The sequence below is a fragment of the Burkholderia sp. M6-3 genome (assembly GCF_050858985.1).
Taxonomy (GTDB): Bacteria; Pseudomonadota; Gammaproteobacteria; order Burkholderiales; family Burkholderiaceae; genus Paraburkholderia; species Paraburkholderia caledonica.
Genome location: NZ_CP110091.1, coordinates 3,129,632 through 3,142,361, shown reverse-complemented (window position 1 = coordinate 3,142,361; position 12,730 = coordinate 3,129,632). Strand labels below are relative to the sequence as shown.

General features: G+C 60.2%; 10 protein-coding genes and 1 pseudogene. 5 read left to right on the top strand and 6 right to left on the bottom strand.

Annotated features, from left to right (window positions below; translation table 11 throughout):
• The first annotated feature begins 462 nt into the window (after positions 1-462).
• The 5 genes and pseudogenes from OH764_RS31610 to OH764_RS31590 all read left to right on the top strand — a co-directional run bounded on the left by OH764_RS31610 (position 463) and on the right by OH764_RS31590 (position 4,178).
• Positions 463-1,002, top strand: coding sequence for a hypothetical protein (locus OH764_RS31610; protein WP_498849941.1), 540 nt, complete (start codon positions 463-465; stop codon positions 1,000-1,002).
• 607 nt (positions 1,003-1,609) lie between these two features.
• Entirely contained in the window at positions 1,610-1,852 is a 243-nt protein-coding gene (locus OH764_RS31605) for a helix-turn-helix domain-containing protein (protein ID WP_498849940.1), read from the top strand.
• A 653-nt stretch (positions 1,853-2,505) separates the two neighbouring features.
• Positions 2,506-2,775 (top strand): annotated as a pseudogene (locus OH764_RS31600) (response regulator transcription factor); the annotation flags it as partial.
• A gap of 12 nt (positions 2,776-2,787) precedes the next feature.
• Entirely contained in the window at positions 2,788-3,183 is a 396-nt protein-coding gene (locus OH764_RS31595; protein WP_498849939.1) for a hypothetical protein, read from the top strand.
• A gap of 698 nt (positions 3,184-3,881) precedes the next feature.
• Positions 3,882-4,178: a hypothetical protein gene (locus OH764_RS31590; protein WP_498849938.1), complete on the top strand. Its 297-nt coding sequence runs from the start codon at positions 3,882-3,884 to the stop codon at positions 4,176-4,178.
• A 106-nt stretch (positions 4,179-4,284) separates the two neighbouring features.
• Here OH764_RS31590 and acnA read toward each other — a convergent pair whose 3' ends face one another.
• From acnA to OH764_RS31560, 6 genes are all read right to left on the bottom strand, one after another.
• Positions 4,285-7,002 (bottom strand): aconitate hydratase AcnA, encoded by a 2,718-nt coding sequence (gene acnA, locus OH764_RS31585; RefSeq protein WP_498849937.1) that lies wholly within the window; start codon positions 7,000-7,002, stop codon positions 4,285-4,287.
• Positions 7,003-7,047: 45 nt separating this feature from the next.
• Positions 7,048-8,499 (bottom strand): bifunctional 2-methylcitrate dehydratase/aconitate hydratase, encoded by a 1,452-nt coding sequence (locus OH764_RS31580; protein WP_498849936.1) that lies wholly within the window; start codon positions 8,497-8,499, stop codon positions 7,048-7,050.
• A 24-nt stretch (positions 8,500-8,523) separates the two neighbouring features.
• Positions 8,524-9,033: a hypothetical protein gene (locus tag OH764_RS31575; RefSeq protein WP_498849935.1), complete on the bottom strand. Its 510-nt coding sequence runs from the start codon at positions 9,031-9,033 to the stop codon at positions 8,524-8,526.
• A gap of 103 nt (positions 9,034-9,136) precedes the next feature.
• Positions 9,137-10,306: a 2-methylcitrate synthase gene (gene prpC, locus OH764_RS31570; RefSeq protein ID WP_498849934.1), complete on the bottom strand. Its 1,170-nt coding sequence runs from the start codon at positions 10,304-10,306 to the stop codon at positions 9,137-9,139.
• Between the two features lie 25 nt (positions 10,307-10,331).
• Positions 10,332-11,330: an HpcH/HpaI aldolase/citrate lyase family protein gene (locus OH764_RS31565; protein WP_498849933.1), complete on the bottom strand. Its 999-nt coding sequence runs from the start codon at positions 11,328-11,330 to the stop codon at positions 10,332-10,334.
• A 204-nt stretch (positions 11,331-11,534) separates the two neighbouring features.
• The gene (locus OH764_RS31560) at positions 11,535-12,518 is read right to left on the bottom strand and encodes a malate dehydrogenase (RefSeq protein ID WP_498849932.1); all 984 of its coding nucleotides are present in this window, start codon (positions 12,516-12,518) and stop codon (positions 11,535-11,537) included.
• Positions 12,519-12,730: the final 212 nt, after the last annotated feature.

Sequence of the window (12,730 nt, the reverse complement as noted above, 5' to 3'; positions counted from 1 at the left end):
GCCAGACGTCTCGTGAACAAAAACCGCGAATTGCGCGGCGACTGGATATGGACCTGGCGGAGTCGGATGCGCAAGGGCGAGCAATGCGCGCTCCCATGTCGACCCGACTGCTTGCATTGAGATGCCGTCGCAAACTACGGGCAAGGTGCCACCAGTGCAGTCGCCCAGGTACACGGCGACATCTGTCTGCAGCAAAGGGGTGGCTGGCGACAATTCGGGGGCTTCGCTCATCGCCTGCTCTCTGGTCTGTAGATGCGCCTCACTGTGTGTCCTTCTTGACGCGCTCATACTCGACCCTTCTGGTACCCACCTGAATCCGCCGGGTAATACGTCGTCGGCCGGTTGTCACCACTGCCCGCATCGGCAACTGCGTGGAACGACCGGCGTTGTACTCGCGGGTAAGCGCTCCGGGACCGACATGGATGCCGAGCTTTCTAAAAGCCTGGGCAGCTATGGACTCAAATGGAGCCGGCGGCGTTGGCGTTCCAGCGCATCACTTTGTTCATAAGCCGGGAGCGGCGATTCGTTCTCGAATCCATCTGCTTACGTGTACCCAAAACGGCGGAAGGTAGCATCGAGAACCCGTGCGGCCACATCGCAAACTTCGGTTATCGGCACTGCTGGCAAGAATGGCGTTCCGCGCTCCGTCCAAAAAAGCAGCAAATCTACGGTAACGCTGTCTTGAGCGGAGACCTGCAAAGTTGGAATCGCGGCATCCAGAACGTCGAAGCTGGGATGCGTATGCGCCTCAAGCATGACCCCACTGGCGGCTGCTATCTCAAGGCAGCAAAAATATATGCACTCAAACGCAAGGCAAAAGCGCGCGTGAAGCGAAAGCAAGTCTGTCTTGGCGTCGCGAAGAAGCGCTCCGCACGTAAGAAGGCGAGGACGTATGCATTCGAGGCACTGTCCGCGTTCCCGCGGTTCATCCATGCTGGTGTCGTCCGAGAGCACTCCTGTTACCTGCATTTGTGGCTCCGCACGACAACTCGCGCGTACTGACGCCTACGCCTAATGTCCGTGATTTGCTGCCAGAGAAAAGAGGCGAAAACGCCGTCTGCGACTAAGCGGCTCTCGACGTTCAACATCAGGTGCTTTCGCACCACTTGGTCCTCAATTCGAATCATCGCCTGCCTCAGTCGTTGCCGGAGTGCAGCACAAGATAGTGGATTCAACGGCGGCTTATCCACCGCATGAATTTGGCAGGCCATTCAAGTTCTCCCTGCATCATTTGTGCAGGCAACCCGCATTTCCGATTGTCGATATCAAAGGCGGGCGTCACACGAGGTGCGAGCATCGCGCTGCTCTTCGCACGGGGACGAAGAAGTTGGGGCAGTCCGGGCTTCACGATAAATCCTTTGGTGAGTCAGTCGAACAGAGCTAACTTTAGCTGCCTCGGCCGCATCGGACGATGGAGGGTAGACCAAGCCTGGCCCCGGTCTAAAACGTACCATGGGCGCAAAGCCGTTGCTCAGCTAAACATCGCACGTGCAGTTCCGGTATCGCGACAGGGCTTTGCCTCGAAGTCGACTGTCAATATGGAGAGTCTACAATATGTAGAGTTGTAAGTGTGTAGATTTATGCTCAGGCTTTAGACACCCTACCGGGCATGTCTAAAATCATCTCCGAGCCGAACGAAGCGCGAAAGCGACTGGCAGCCAACCTAAGGCGCCTCCGCCTTGCTGCAGGCTACTCCCAAGAGCGCTTGGGCGACGTCGCCGGCTTCCACCGCACCTATGTCAGTCAAGTAGAACGATGCAAGCTCAACATCACAATCGATGCAATCTGGAAACTTTCGGAACTCTTGGAAATAGACCCTGCTGAGTTCCTGGCGCCAAGGGCAGATGAGTGAAGGGCAGTCGCGCGACGTCGACCGTTTGTCATTTCGCGGCTGAGCAAAGCAAACGAACGCCCCCGTCTTACGACTGCCAAATGGGCGTGTTGCCTTCGAGAGCGTGTACGGTTCCTGTTGTGGCGTCAGGAACGCGCAGCCAGCCATTTTTCGACGACATCTTGGCGCCAACGCAGCAACTGCGAGTCGTATAACTCTGCACGCGGCGGCAAGAGCCACGGGCGGTGTGTAGCTCGTAGGACCACAGCGCGCTCCGATATACGCAAGGTGTGGGCAAGTTCCTGCGCGTTGAGGTATTTATGGGGGAGGGCATTCTGGCGGGATGTCATTCACCGTATAACACGCAGTTTTAGCCACGAGCGCCGGAGGTATCTTGGCGCGTGCTCGACCGGCGTCTCATGCACAACACTGCGGTTCTTGTTGTCTGCAGTTGTGCGGCCCCTCGCGGGTACACATGAGACATCGCAAATCCCCGTGTGCACAACTCTGCTGCCCACACCGCAAGGGTGTGGACAGCCGCCCGATGGGCGGTGCCAGAGTTGAACACACTTGAGCCTGACGCGCCGGCTGCGCCGGCTTGCCCCAACGCGAGAAATGTTTTTCAAAACCGGCTAAAGGCACGGTGTTTTGACACTCAGTTTTGGTTGCTTAACACCGTATTTCCGGTCGCGCCCGACGGCGCGACCATTACGCCGGGCGTGTCGCCGACCGGTGACGAGGGCAGAATCATGCTGCTCTCTGACAAGGAACTTGTCATTTTGCAGATGCTTTCGAAAGGCATGTCGAACAAGGCGATCGGCGACGCGCTGTTCATGAGCGACAAAACAGTGAGCACCTACAAGGGCCGCATTCAGGAGAAACTTGGACTGTCGTCGCTGGCGGCATTGATCGAGTTCGCATCGTTGCACAAGTTGGTCGACTAGATTTTTTGCGGTATGGATAAGACGAATTTCAACTGTGCTTTCGAGCCCGTCGAGCTTTCTAAGCCCTCCGAACCTTTTGATTCTGGCTACCTCGACGCGCTCGCAGACGAAGGCATCGACCTCGACGCCTTTCTGAGCGGCTGGTGTCGAGCGATGCGTGACGATCTCGGCCGCCTCAGCGACCTACGTTGCGAACTCGAATCGGCGCAATTGCCGGCCTTGCTGCACAGAGTGAGCGGCGCTGTGGGTCTAGTGGGCGCACAGCATTTAATGCACGCACTGCGGCACGCGAGTACCACGCCGTCTGAGCGCAATGCCGGCTCTATTGCCGCACTCATAGTGCGTGGACGAATTTTGATAGCGCAACTGGAAGCAGCGTCTTATCCACACCGGAACACATCATCATGAATCGGCCGCTGGCCTTGATACAGGGCGCTCTGGCGCTTCCCAGTGCACGTCCACTGTCGGGTCTGCCGCCGCCTTTCGGCTCGTGGCGGCGGTCGACGTCGCACAGACAGCAACGCGCCCCTCAAACGGCGATCCCAGGTGTGCCGCGATATGCAGCCTCTGCAAACCGTCGCGGTCGAATTCCGCAGAACGCAAAGATTTTGTTCCTGTACAAGCTGCCGCAGCGGCGAGACGATCCGCATCGGTTCGATGAACAATTGGCTGAAGCGAAACGTTACCTCCAGGCAGATCACACGCGGCCGACGTCGTCACGGTCGGACCATATTCTGGGCGCGGCCATCTTCGTGAGTTGCAGCATAGCGCTCGCCTGGCTACTCGCGACATGTTCTACACACGAAGTCGCCGGCAGCTTCGGAACGGCGGCGAGACCGTTTACGGCGGCGATACAAGCCGGCCCCGTCATAGTGAATCCGTTAGCGAATGTTCGGCCTGAGTTGGTCAAAACCGCGTCAGAAGCAGTAGAGGCGCATTCAACGATTACGCAAGCGCCGTCGTCGGTAAGGGCTCCGTTGCCGGACGCCGTGCATCCTGTCGAAACGCCAAGCTTGCCCCAGCGCGCGGAGTCGCAACGTTCAACGAACAGATCCCGCCATACCGTCGCGGCTGACCGTGTCGCGAAGCTCCGTCGATTGACTGCGGTGGGTCACGCAATCGATGCAGAAATCGAACAGCATGCACGGTTGAATCGTCCTATCGAATCTCCGGTGCGCCTCTCGCAGTCGAGCCAGCCGGAAATGGCTGAATCGCAATCGTCTGCGAACGATTCCGTGGAGCGCGCCGCGTTGCGCGATTGGGCTGTGCAGCAACGGCGTGCGAATGTCAGTGTGCGTGCAAGTGTGTCTGCGCCGGGCGACATCGACTGGAACGCGCACATGATGCAGCGCCGGATCACCGACAACCCTGCCGCGTTCCAGACCGGCCACGCACAGCAATAATCGACGAAAAAAAAGCCCGACCAAGGTCGGGCTTTGAAAGTCGGCTGCGCCCTCCACAGGACGCAGCCCCTGCAAAACAGCCAAGCTGTTTGCGTTGCCGCGATGCTTAAGCAGCCAGCAGCGAGCGCAGTACGAACGGCAGAATACCGCCGTGCTTGTAGTAGTCCACTTCGATCGGCGTGTCGATACGCAGCAGCACCGGAACACGTTTCTCGCTGCCGTCCTTGCCACGAATCACGAGCGTCACTTCCTGCTGCGGCTTGAAGTCCGCGCCGAGGCCTTCGATGTCGTACGTCTCTTCGCCGGTGATGCCGAGCGACTGCACGCTATCCGAGCCCTTGAACTGCAGCGGCAGAACGCCCATGCCGACCAGGTTCGAACGGTGGATCCGCTCGAAGCTGCGTGCGACCACAGCCTTCACGCCGAGCAATTGCGTGCCCTTTGCAGCCCAGTCACGCGACGAACCGGTGCCGTACTCTTCACCTGCAAATACGATGGTCGGCGTGCCGGCGTCGATGTACTTCATCGCTGCGTCGTAGATCGACAGTTGTTCACCGCTCGGCTGATGAATCGTCAGGCCGCCTTCCACACGCGAACCGTCGGCCTTCGCCGGGATCATCAGGTTCTTGATCCGGACGTTCGCGAACGTGCCGCGCATCATCACGTCGTGGTTGCCGCGGCGCGAGCCGTAGCTGTTGAAGTCGGCCTTTTGCACGCCGTTTTCCTTCAGCCACTTGCCTGCCGGCGAGTCTTCCTTGATCGAGCCAGCCGGGCTGATGTGGTCGGTCGTGACCGAGTCACCGAAAATGCCCAATGCGCGCGCGTTTTTGACTGCCGCGATGCTGTCTGCCGGCGTCATCGAGAAATCGTTGCCGAAGAACGGCGGCTCGGCGATGTACGTCGACTTCGGCCAGTCGTAGACCTGACCTTCTTCGCCTTCGATCTTGCTCCACAGGTCGCCCTTCTTGGTCAGCGACGCGTAGTTCTTGCGGAACGCGTCCGCGTCCAGCGCAAACTTGAGCAGGTCGTTGACTTCGTCGCTGGTCGGCCAGATGTCGCCGAGGTACACGTCCTTGCCGCCCTTGCCCTTGCCGACCGGTTCGGTCATCAGGTCGCGCGTGATATTGCCGGCGATAGCGTAAGCCACGACCAGCGGCGGCGAGGCCAGGAAGTTCGCGCGGATGTTCGGGTGAATACGCGCTTCGAAGTTACGGTTGCCCGACAGAACCGCTGCCGCGACGATGTCGTTCTTCGTGATGGCTTCGTTCAGTTCCGGCGTCAGGTCGCCCGCGTTGCCGATACAGGTCGTGCAACCGTACGCAGCCAGCGTGAAGCCCAGTTTGTCCAGATACGGCAGCAGACCGGTTTTCGTCAGGTACTCGGTGACGATACGCGATCCCGGAGCCAACGACGTCTTGATGTGCGGAGCGACCGTGAGGCCGGCTTCGACAGCTTTCTTCGCGAGCAGGCCGGCGGCCAGCAGCACGCTCGGGTTCGACGTGTTCGTGCACGACGTGATCGCGGCGATCAGCACGTCGCCATTCTTCACGTTGACGCCGTTGCTCGTGGTGTACTGCGCGTCCAGATCGGCTTCCTTCTTGGCAAAGCCGTTTTCTGTCACCGGCTTCGAAAACAGGTCGCTGAACGTCGACTTCACATTGCCGATTTCGATGCGGTCTTGCGGGCGCTTCGGGCCAGCCAGCGACGGCGCGACGGTGCCCAGATCCAGCGTCACGACCTTCGTGAAGTCGATGTCGCCTTCCTTCGGAATACCGAACAGGTTCTGAGCCTTGAAGTAGTTCTGGAACGCCGAGATTTCAGCATCCGTGCGGCCCGTGCCCTTGAAGTAGTCGATGGTTTTTTCGTCGACCGGGAAGAAGCCCATGGTCGCGCCGTATTCCGGCGCCATGTTGCCGATCGTCGCGCGGTCCGGCAGCGACAGCGAGCGCGTGCCTTCGCCGAAAAACTCGACGAACTTGCCGACAACCTTTTCCTTGCGCAGCAGTTCGGTGATGGTCAGCACCAGGTCGGTCGCCGTCACGCCTTCGCGCAGCTTGCCCTTCAGGTTCACGCCGACCACGTCAGGCGTCAGGAAGTACACCGGCTGGCCGAGCATGCCGGCTTCAGCTTCAATTCCGCCCACGCCCCAGCCCACCACGCCGATACCGTTGATCATCGTGGTGTGGCTGTCGGTGCCGACCAGCGAATCCGGGTAGTACACGGTGTCCGCGCCTTCGGCCTTCTTGTGCACGCCGCGTGCGAGGTATTCCAGGTTCACCTGGTGAACGATGCCGACGCCCGGCGGCACGACCTTGAACGTGTCGAATGCCTGCATGCCCCACTTCATGAACTGGTAGCGCTCGTTGTTGCGCTGGAATTCCAGTTTCATGTTCAGGTCGAGCGCATTCTTTTCGCGGAAGTGGTCGATCTGCACCGAGTGGTCAACCACCAGATCGACAGGGACCAGCGGTTCGATCGACTTCGGATTCTTGCCCACGCGTTGCGCCACGCCGCGCATTGCCGCGATGTCGGCGAGCAGCGGCACGCCGGTGAAGTCCTGCAGCACGACGCGCGACACGACGAACGGGATTTCGTCGACGCGCGGAGCGGTCGGCTTCCAGTTCGCCAGTTGCGTGATGTGTTCTTCGGCGATTTTCTTGCCGTCGTAGTTACGCAGCACCGATTCCAGCACGATTCGGATCGAAACCGGCAGGCGGTCGATCTTGATGTTCAGTGCCTTGCCGAGTTGCGGCAGGGAGTAGAACTTGCCTTTGCCGGAACCGCTGTCGAATTCCTTGAGCGTTTTGTGGAGGTTGTGGGCCATGGTGTTTTCCTTGGTTTGATCGCGGAACTACAGTACTTAACTTGACTAGATGACGTACAAATCGACGTACTCATTGACCGGCATGGCTTCGAGCCGTGCCTGATCCAGCGACACGTCGAGAATCGCCAGTTGTTGCTTGACCGGGAAGCGGCGCGCGAGGTTGGTCTTGAACTTCTCCACCAGCAACGGAATTCCGTCTTCGCGACGACGCTTGTGACCGATCGGGTATTCGACTACGACTTCGTCGAACTGTGATCCGTCGTTGAATTCGATCGTCAGTGCATTGGCGATCGAACGCTTTTCGGGATCGTGGTAATCCTTTGTGAACTGCGGGTCTTCCACACATGCCATCTTTGCGCGCAGCACATCGATACGCGGGTCTTGCGCGACCGAGTCTTCGTAATCCGCAGCCGTCAGTCGGCCGAAGATCAGCGGCACAGCAATCATGTACTGAATGCAATGATCACGGTCGGCCGGATTGTCGAGCGGACCTTTTTTATCGATGATGCGTAGCGCGGCCTCGTGCGTGCGGATCGTGATCTTGCGGATGTCTTCCACGGGCCTGCCTTGCAGCTGAAGCTGCGCATGCAACGACATCGCCGCTTCCACGGCGGTTTGCGCGTGGAACTCGGCCGGAAACGATATCTTGAACAGCACGTTTTCCATCACATAGGAACCGTACTGGCGCTGGAACTTGAACTCGTTGCCCTTGAAGAGCACGTCGTAAAAGCCCCACGTTTTCGCGGTCAACACCGACGGATAGCCCATCTCCCCCGTCTTCGAAATAAGCGCGAGACGGACTGCGCGCGAGGTCGCGTCGCCCGCGGCCCACGATTTGCGCGAGCCAGTGTTCGGCGCGTGGCGGTACGTGCGCAGCGCTTGCCCGTCGACGAGCGCCTGCGAGACCGCATTGATCAGCTCGTCGCGCGTGAGGCCGATCATTTGACCGACTACCGCCGTCGACGCGAGCTTTACCAGCAATACATGATCGAGCCCGACCTTGTTGAAGGAGTTTTCGAGCGCGATGCAGCCTTGAATTTCGTGCGCCTTGATCATCGCGATCAACACGTCTTTCATCGTAAGCGGCGCTTTGCCGGCTGCGATGGCAGTGCGCGAGAGCCAGTCGGCTGTCGCGAGAATTCCGCCCAGGTTGTCCGACGGATGACCCCATTCGGCGGCGAGCCAGGTGTCGTTGAAGTCGAGCCAGCGGATCATGGCCCCGATGTTGAAGGCGGCCTGAACGGGATCGAGCTGAAACGACGTGCCCGGCACCTTTGCACCGTTGGGGACGATCGTGCCCGGCACGATGGGTCCCAACAGCTTGGTGCAAGCGGGGTAGGTAAGCGCCTCGAGTCCGCAGCCGAGCGTATCGATCAGACAATGACGCGCGGTTTCCAGCGCGAGCGCGCCGTCGATCTGATAATCCAGAACGTAGTCGACGATATCGACCAGGACTTTGTCCGGATCGGGTCGCACGTTGGAAATCGGAGCGGACATCGGGGAGCTTTCCTGACGACGTGATTAGTTGCTGAGCTTGTTGATTGCGTTCGACTGCGTCGGGGCCGGTGCGCCCTGCGCCATCGCCGCCGTTTGGCATTCGTCGGCCAGACGCGAGCTGTCCTTGTCCTGGAACAACATGGCCTTGGTCGGAATCACGACCAGATCCATACCGGTTGCGGCGTCGTGGAAACGGTCTGCGCCCGTGGTGGTCGCTTCGCGCGGCAGGCTATAGTTTTTGTTCGCCCAGTGAACCGTGACGATCTGGTCACGCTTCATGTCGCCCTTCAGTTCGAAGGCCAGACCTTCCTTGCACGACCACTTTTCGGCGCCTTCCGGTACCGGATCGACCTTGGCTTCCTTGGCGGGGTTTTCCTTGCGCTTGATGAGGCGGCGCGGTTGCGGGCGCTTTGCAACGGCCTTCTTGGCAGCCGGCGTTGCGGCAGTCGCCGTTTCTGCGGCGGCGTCGGTCGCGACGGTCAACATTGTGGTGGACAGGGCGCCGACGACGGCGGCGATCAACAGCTTGTTCATGGAGAAAACCTTTCTATCTAATTTCAGTTAAACATTGCGCGGGTTACCGGTCCTGGCGGCCGCGGGGATAAACTGCACGCGCCTTGGAAGCGCACAGCGACCGCTATTTTCTCCTATTTAGCGGCACGTACTTCAAATTCTCAGGTCCGGTGTAATTTGCGCTCGGGCGAATGATCTTGTTGTCGATCCGCTGTTCGATGATGTGCGCGCTCCATCCAGCCGTGCGTGCAATGACGAAAAGCGGCGTGAACATCGCCGTGGGCACGCCCATCATGTGATACGACACGGCGCTGAACCAGTCCAGGTTGGGGAACATCTTCTTCGCTTCCCACATCACCGATTCGAGTCTTTCCGCGATGTCGAAGAGCTTGTTGTTGCCCGCTTCCTTCGAAAGCTTCTTCGCCACTTCCTTGATGACCTTGTTGCGCGGGTCCGAGATCGTGTAGACCGGGTGACCGAAGCCGATCACCACTTCCTTGTTCTCAACGCGCCGGCGGATATCGCTTTCCGCTTCGTCTGGCGTCTGGTAGCGCGACTGGATCTCGAACGCGACTTCGTTCGCGCCGCCGTGCTTCGGCCCACGCAGCGCGCCGATCGCGCCCGTGATCGCCGAGTAGATGTCAGAACCGGTGCCCGCGATCACGCGGCCCGCGAACGTCGACGCGTTGAACTCATGCTCGGCATACAGGTTCAGCGACACATGCATTGCATCGACCCACGACTTCGACGGCTCGACACCGTGCAGCAGATGCAGGAAATGGCCGCCGATCGAATCGTCGTCGGTTTCCACTTCAATGCGTTTGCCGTTGTGCGAATAGTGATACCAGTAGAGCAGCATCGAGCCGAGCGACGCCATCAGTTTGTCGGCGATATCGCGCGCGCCGGGCAGGTTGTGATCGTCCTTCTCCGGCAGCACGGTGCCGAGCACCGAGACGCCAGTGCGCATCACGTCCATTGGATGCGCGGCAGCGGGAATCCATTCGAGCGCGGCCTTCACATTGGCGGGCAGGCCGCGCAACGCCTTGAGCTTCGTCTTGTAGGCAGTGAGTTCGGCCTGTGTCGGCAGCTTTTCGTGCACGAGCAGATACGCGATCTCCTCGAACTCGCAATTGCCCGCGATGTCGAGAATGTCGTAGCCGCGGTAATGCAGATCGTTGCCGGTCTTGCCGACCGTGCAGAGTGCCGTGTTGCCCGCGGTCACGCCGGACAGCGCGACGGATTTCTTCGGTTTAAAGCCGCCTTGTGCGCCGGCGGATTGCGTTGTCTCGCTCATGTCCCGCACTCTCCTGTTTGTTTGCTCATTGCGCTGCTTCCCCGAAAAGCGGCGCTGCATCTTGCGGAACGGCCCGGCCAGTGGATTGCGCCCGACGCAGCACCGACCAGTAATAGCGGTAGCTCGCGCGGTCATGCAACGTGTCGCGATGGCGCGTGGGTCCCCATTGGGCGGACTGCGCGGCCAGCAGAATTTCGGTGGCGGTGGCGATCTCTTCGTCGCGCGGCGCGAACGCGGCCACAATTACCTCGACCTGCGCAGGGTGAATGCTCCACATGCGCGTATAGCCGAACTCGTTGCGCGCGCGTGCCGCGTCGTTTGCAACCACGCTCATATCGCGCACTTCAGTGCTGACGTTGTGCGACGGCACCTTGCTGTACGCATGGCACGCGGCGGAAATTTCGAGCTTCGCACGGCGCACCAGCGGATGGTCGAACTGCCCGGGCGAGCGCATTGCGGTATCGGGGATCGCGCCGTCGTGCGCTGAAACAAAGTCCATCAGGCCGAAGCTCAACGCTTCGACACCGGGCAACGCGGCAAGATCGAACACACGCGTCAGCGCGCCGTGCGTTTCAACCAGCAATTGCACCGGCACTGGTCTGGCGACGCCAAGCTCGCGCCGCGTGGCCTCGATAAACGCGACCATTTCAGCGGCGTCGGGTACGTTGCGGATCTTGGGCAGGGTGATGTAGGCGGGCGCACGCTTTGCCGCGCGCAGAATCAGGCGGACGTCGTCGCGCCAGTGCGGGTGGTCGAAGTCGTGAATCCGTACTCCGACGCGGCCGAAGCGGTCATGCTCGCTGCCGAGCAGCGACGCGACGAGTTCCGCGTGCTCCGCTTCGCGGCCGACCTGCGCGCCGTCTTCGCAGTCGAGCGTGATGTCGAACACCGGGCCCAGTTGCTGCTGCAACGCGAGCGATTTCAGCATCAGCTTTTCGCTGCCGGCGTAGTGGTCGCAGGCAGGCAGCACAGCGGGCGGCACTTCGCCGTCAAACAGCACTTCGGCGGGTGTGAGGGCGCGCATCTTCGGCGTCAGGAGCGTGGGCTTTTGTTGAGGGAAAACCGATTCGGGCGCGTTCTATCCGAGCGTACAGGCAGGCAAAACGCGTTCGAATCAGGTGCGAACCGCGCGAAGCGCCAGATTGGCTCGCTTCGCTCGATCTGCACGAAAAAAACCGGAACCCGCTGCGATGAAGCTACGGAGTTCCGGTTGTTCTGCATCAGGTGCTTAGCCGAGCAGATGCTGAACGCCTTCGCGCTCTTCCAGCAATTCCTGCAGCGTGCCGTCCATCTTCTCGCGCGAGAACGCGTCGATTTCCAGACCTTCCACGCGCTTGTATTCGCCGTTTTCGCAGATCACCGGCACACCGTAGATGATGTCTTCAGGAATGCCGTACGAACCGTCCGACGGGACACCCATGGTGACCCACTTGCCGTTCGTGCCGAGCACCCAGTCGCGAACGTGATCGATTGCAGCATTAGCCGCCGACGCTGCCGACGACGAACCGCGTGCCTCGATAATCGCCGCGCCGCGCTTGCCGACGGTCGGGATGAACGTGTTGCGATTCCATTCCTCGTCGTTGACCAGCTTGGTCAGGCTCTGGCCTTCTGCAGTCGCGAAGCGGAAGTCCGGGTACATGGTCGGCGAGTGATTGCCCCACACAGCCAGCTTTTCGATCGAAGCGACCGGCTTGCCCGACTTCGCGGCCAGTTGCGACAGCGCGCGGTTGTGGTCCAGGCGCAGCATGGCGGTGAAGTTCTTCTTCGGCAAATCGGGTGCCGACTTCATCGCGATGTAGGCGTTGGTGTTGGCCGGGTTGCCGACCACCAGCACCTTCACGTCGCGGCTCGCGACTTCGTTCAGCGCCTTACCCTGAACCGTGAAGATTTCAGCGTTGGCCGACAGCAGGTCCTTACGCTCCATGCCCTTCGAACGCGGACGTGCGCCGACCAGCAACGCCACGTCAGCGTCCTTGAATGCGACCTTGGGGTCGTCCGTGATCACGACGCCCGACAGCAGCGGGAATGCGCAATCATCCAGTTCCATCACGACGCCTTTGACGGCGCCTTGCGCTTGCGGCAGGTCGAGCAGTTGCAGCACAACCGGCTGGTCTTTACCGAGCAGATCACCATTGGCGATGCGGAACAGCAGGGAGTAAGCAATTTGACCTGCGGCGCCGGTGACGGCAACGCGCTTTGCGGGCTTAGCCATTGAGAAATCTCCAGGACGATGCGTTAGACGCTAGGGAAAACGCCATTCTATATGCGCGTTCCTCGAAGCGTTGTGAAACACGGCGGAATTCAGTGTTTGCGGACGCCCGCTGTCAGCCCATGAATTGCGGACCGACAGCGGCGTTGCGCCAAGACCGCCATGCCGGAAACCTGTACTGCCGAGCGCTCTCAAGCCGCCGTTTCGCGGCCGGT

Coding starts and splice junctions, on each gene's coding strand:
- OH764_RS31560 (WP_498849932.1), bottom strand. CDS start 12,518: ATGGCTAAGCCCGCAAAGCGCGTTGCCGTCACCGGCGCCGCAGGTCAA.
- OH764_RS31575 (WP_498849935.1), bottom strand. CDS start 9,033: ATGAACAAGCTGTTGATCGCCGCCGTCGTCGGCGCCCTGTCCACCACA.
- OH764_RS31605 (WP_498849940.1), top strand. CDS start 1,610: ATGTCTAAAATCATCTCCGAGCCGAACGAAGCGCGAAAGCGACTGGCA.
- acnA (WP_498849937.1), bottom strand. CDS start 7,002: ATGGCCCACAACCTCCACAAAACGCTCAAGGAATTCGACAGCGGTTCC.
- OH764_RS31610 (WP_498849941.1), top strand. CDS start 463: ATGGAGCCGGCGGCGTTGGCGTTCCAGCGCATCACTTTGTTCATAAGC.
- OH764_RS31595 (WP_498849939.1), top strand. CDS start 2,788: ATGGATAAGACGAATTTCAACTGTGCTTTCGAGCCCGTCGAGCTTTCT.
- OH764_RS31565 (WP_498849933.1), bottom strand. CDS start 11,330: ATGCGCGCCCTCACACCCGCCGAAGTGCTGTTTGACGGCGAAGTGCCG.
- OH764_RS31580 (WP_498849936.1), bottom strand. CDS start 8,499: ATGTCCGCTCCGATTTCCAACGTGCGACCCGATCCGGACAAAGTCCTG.
- prpC (WP_498849934.1), bottom strand. CDS start 10,306: ATGAGCGAGACAACGCAATCCGCCGGCGCACAAGGCGGCTTTAAACCG.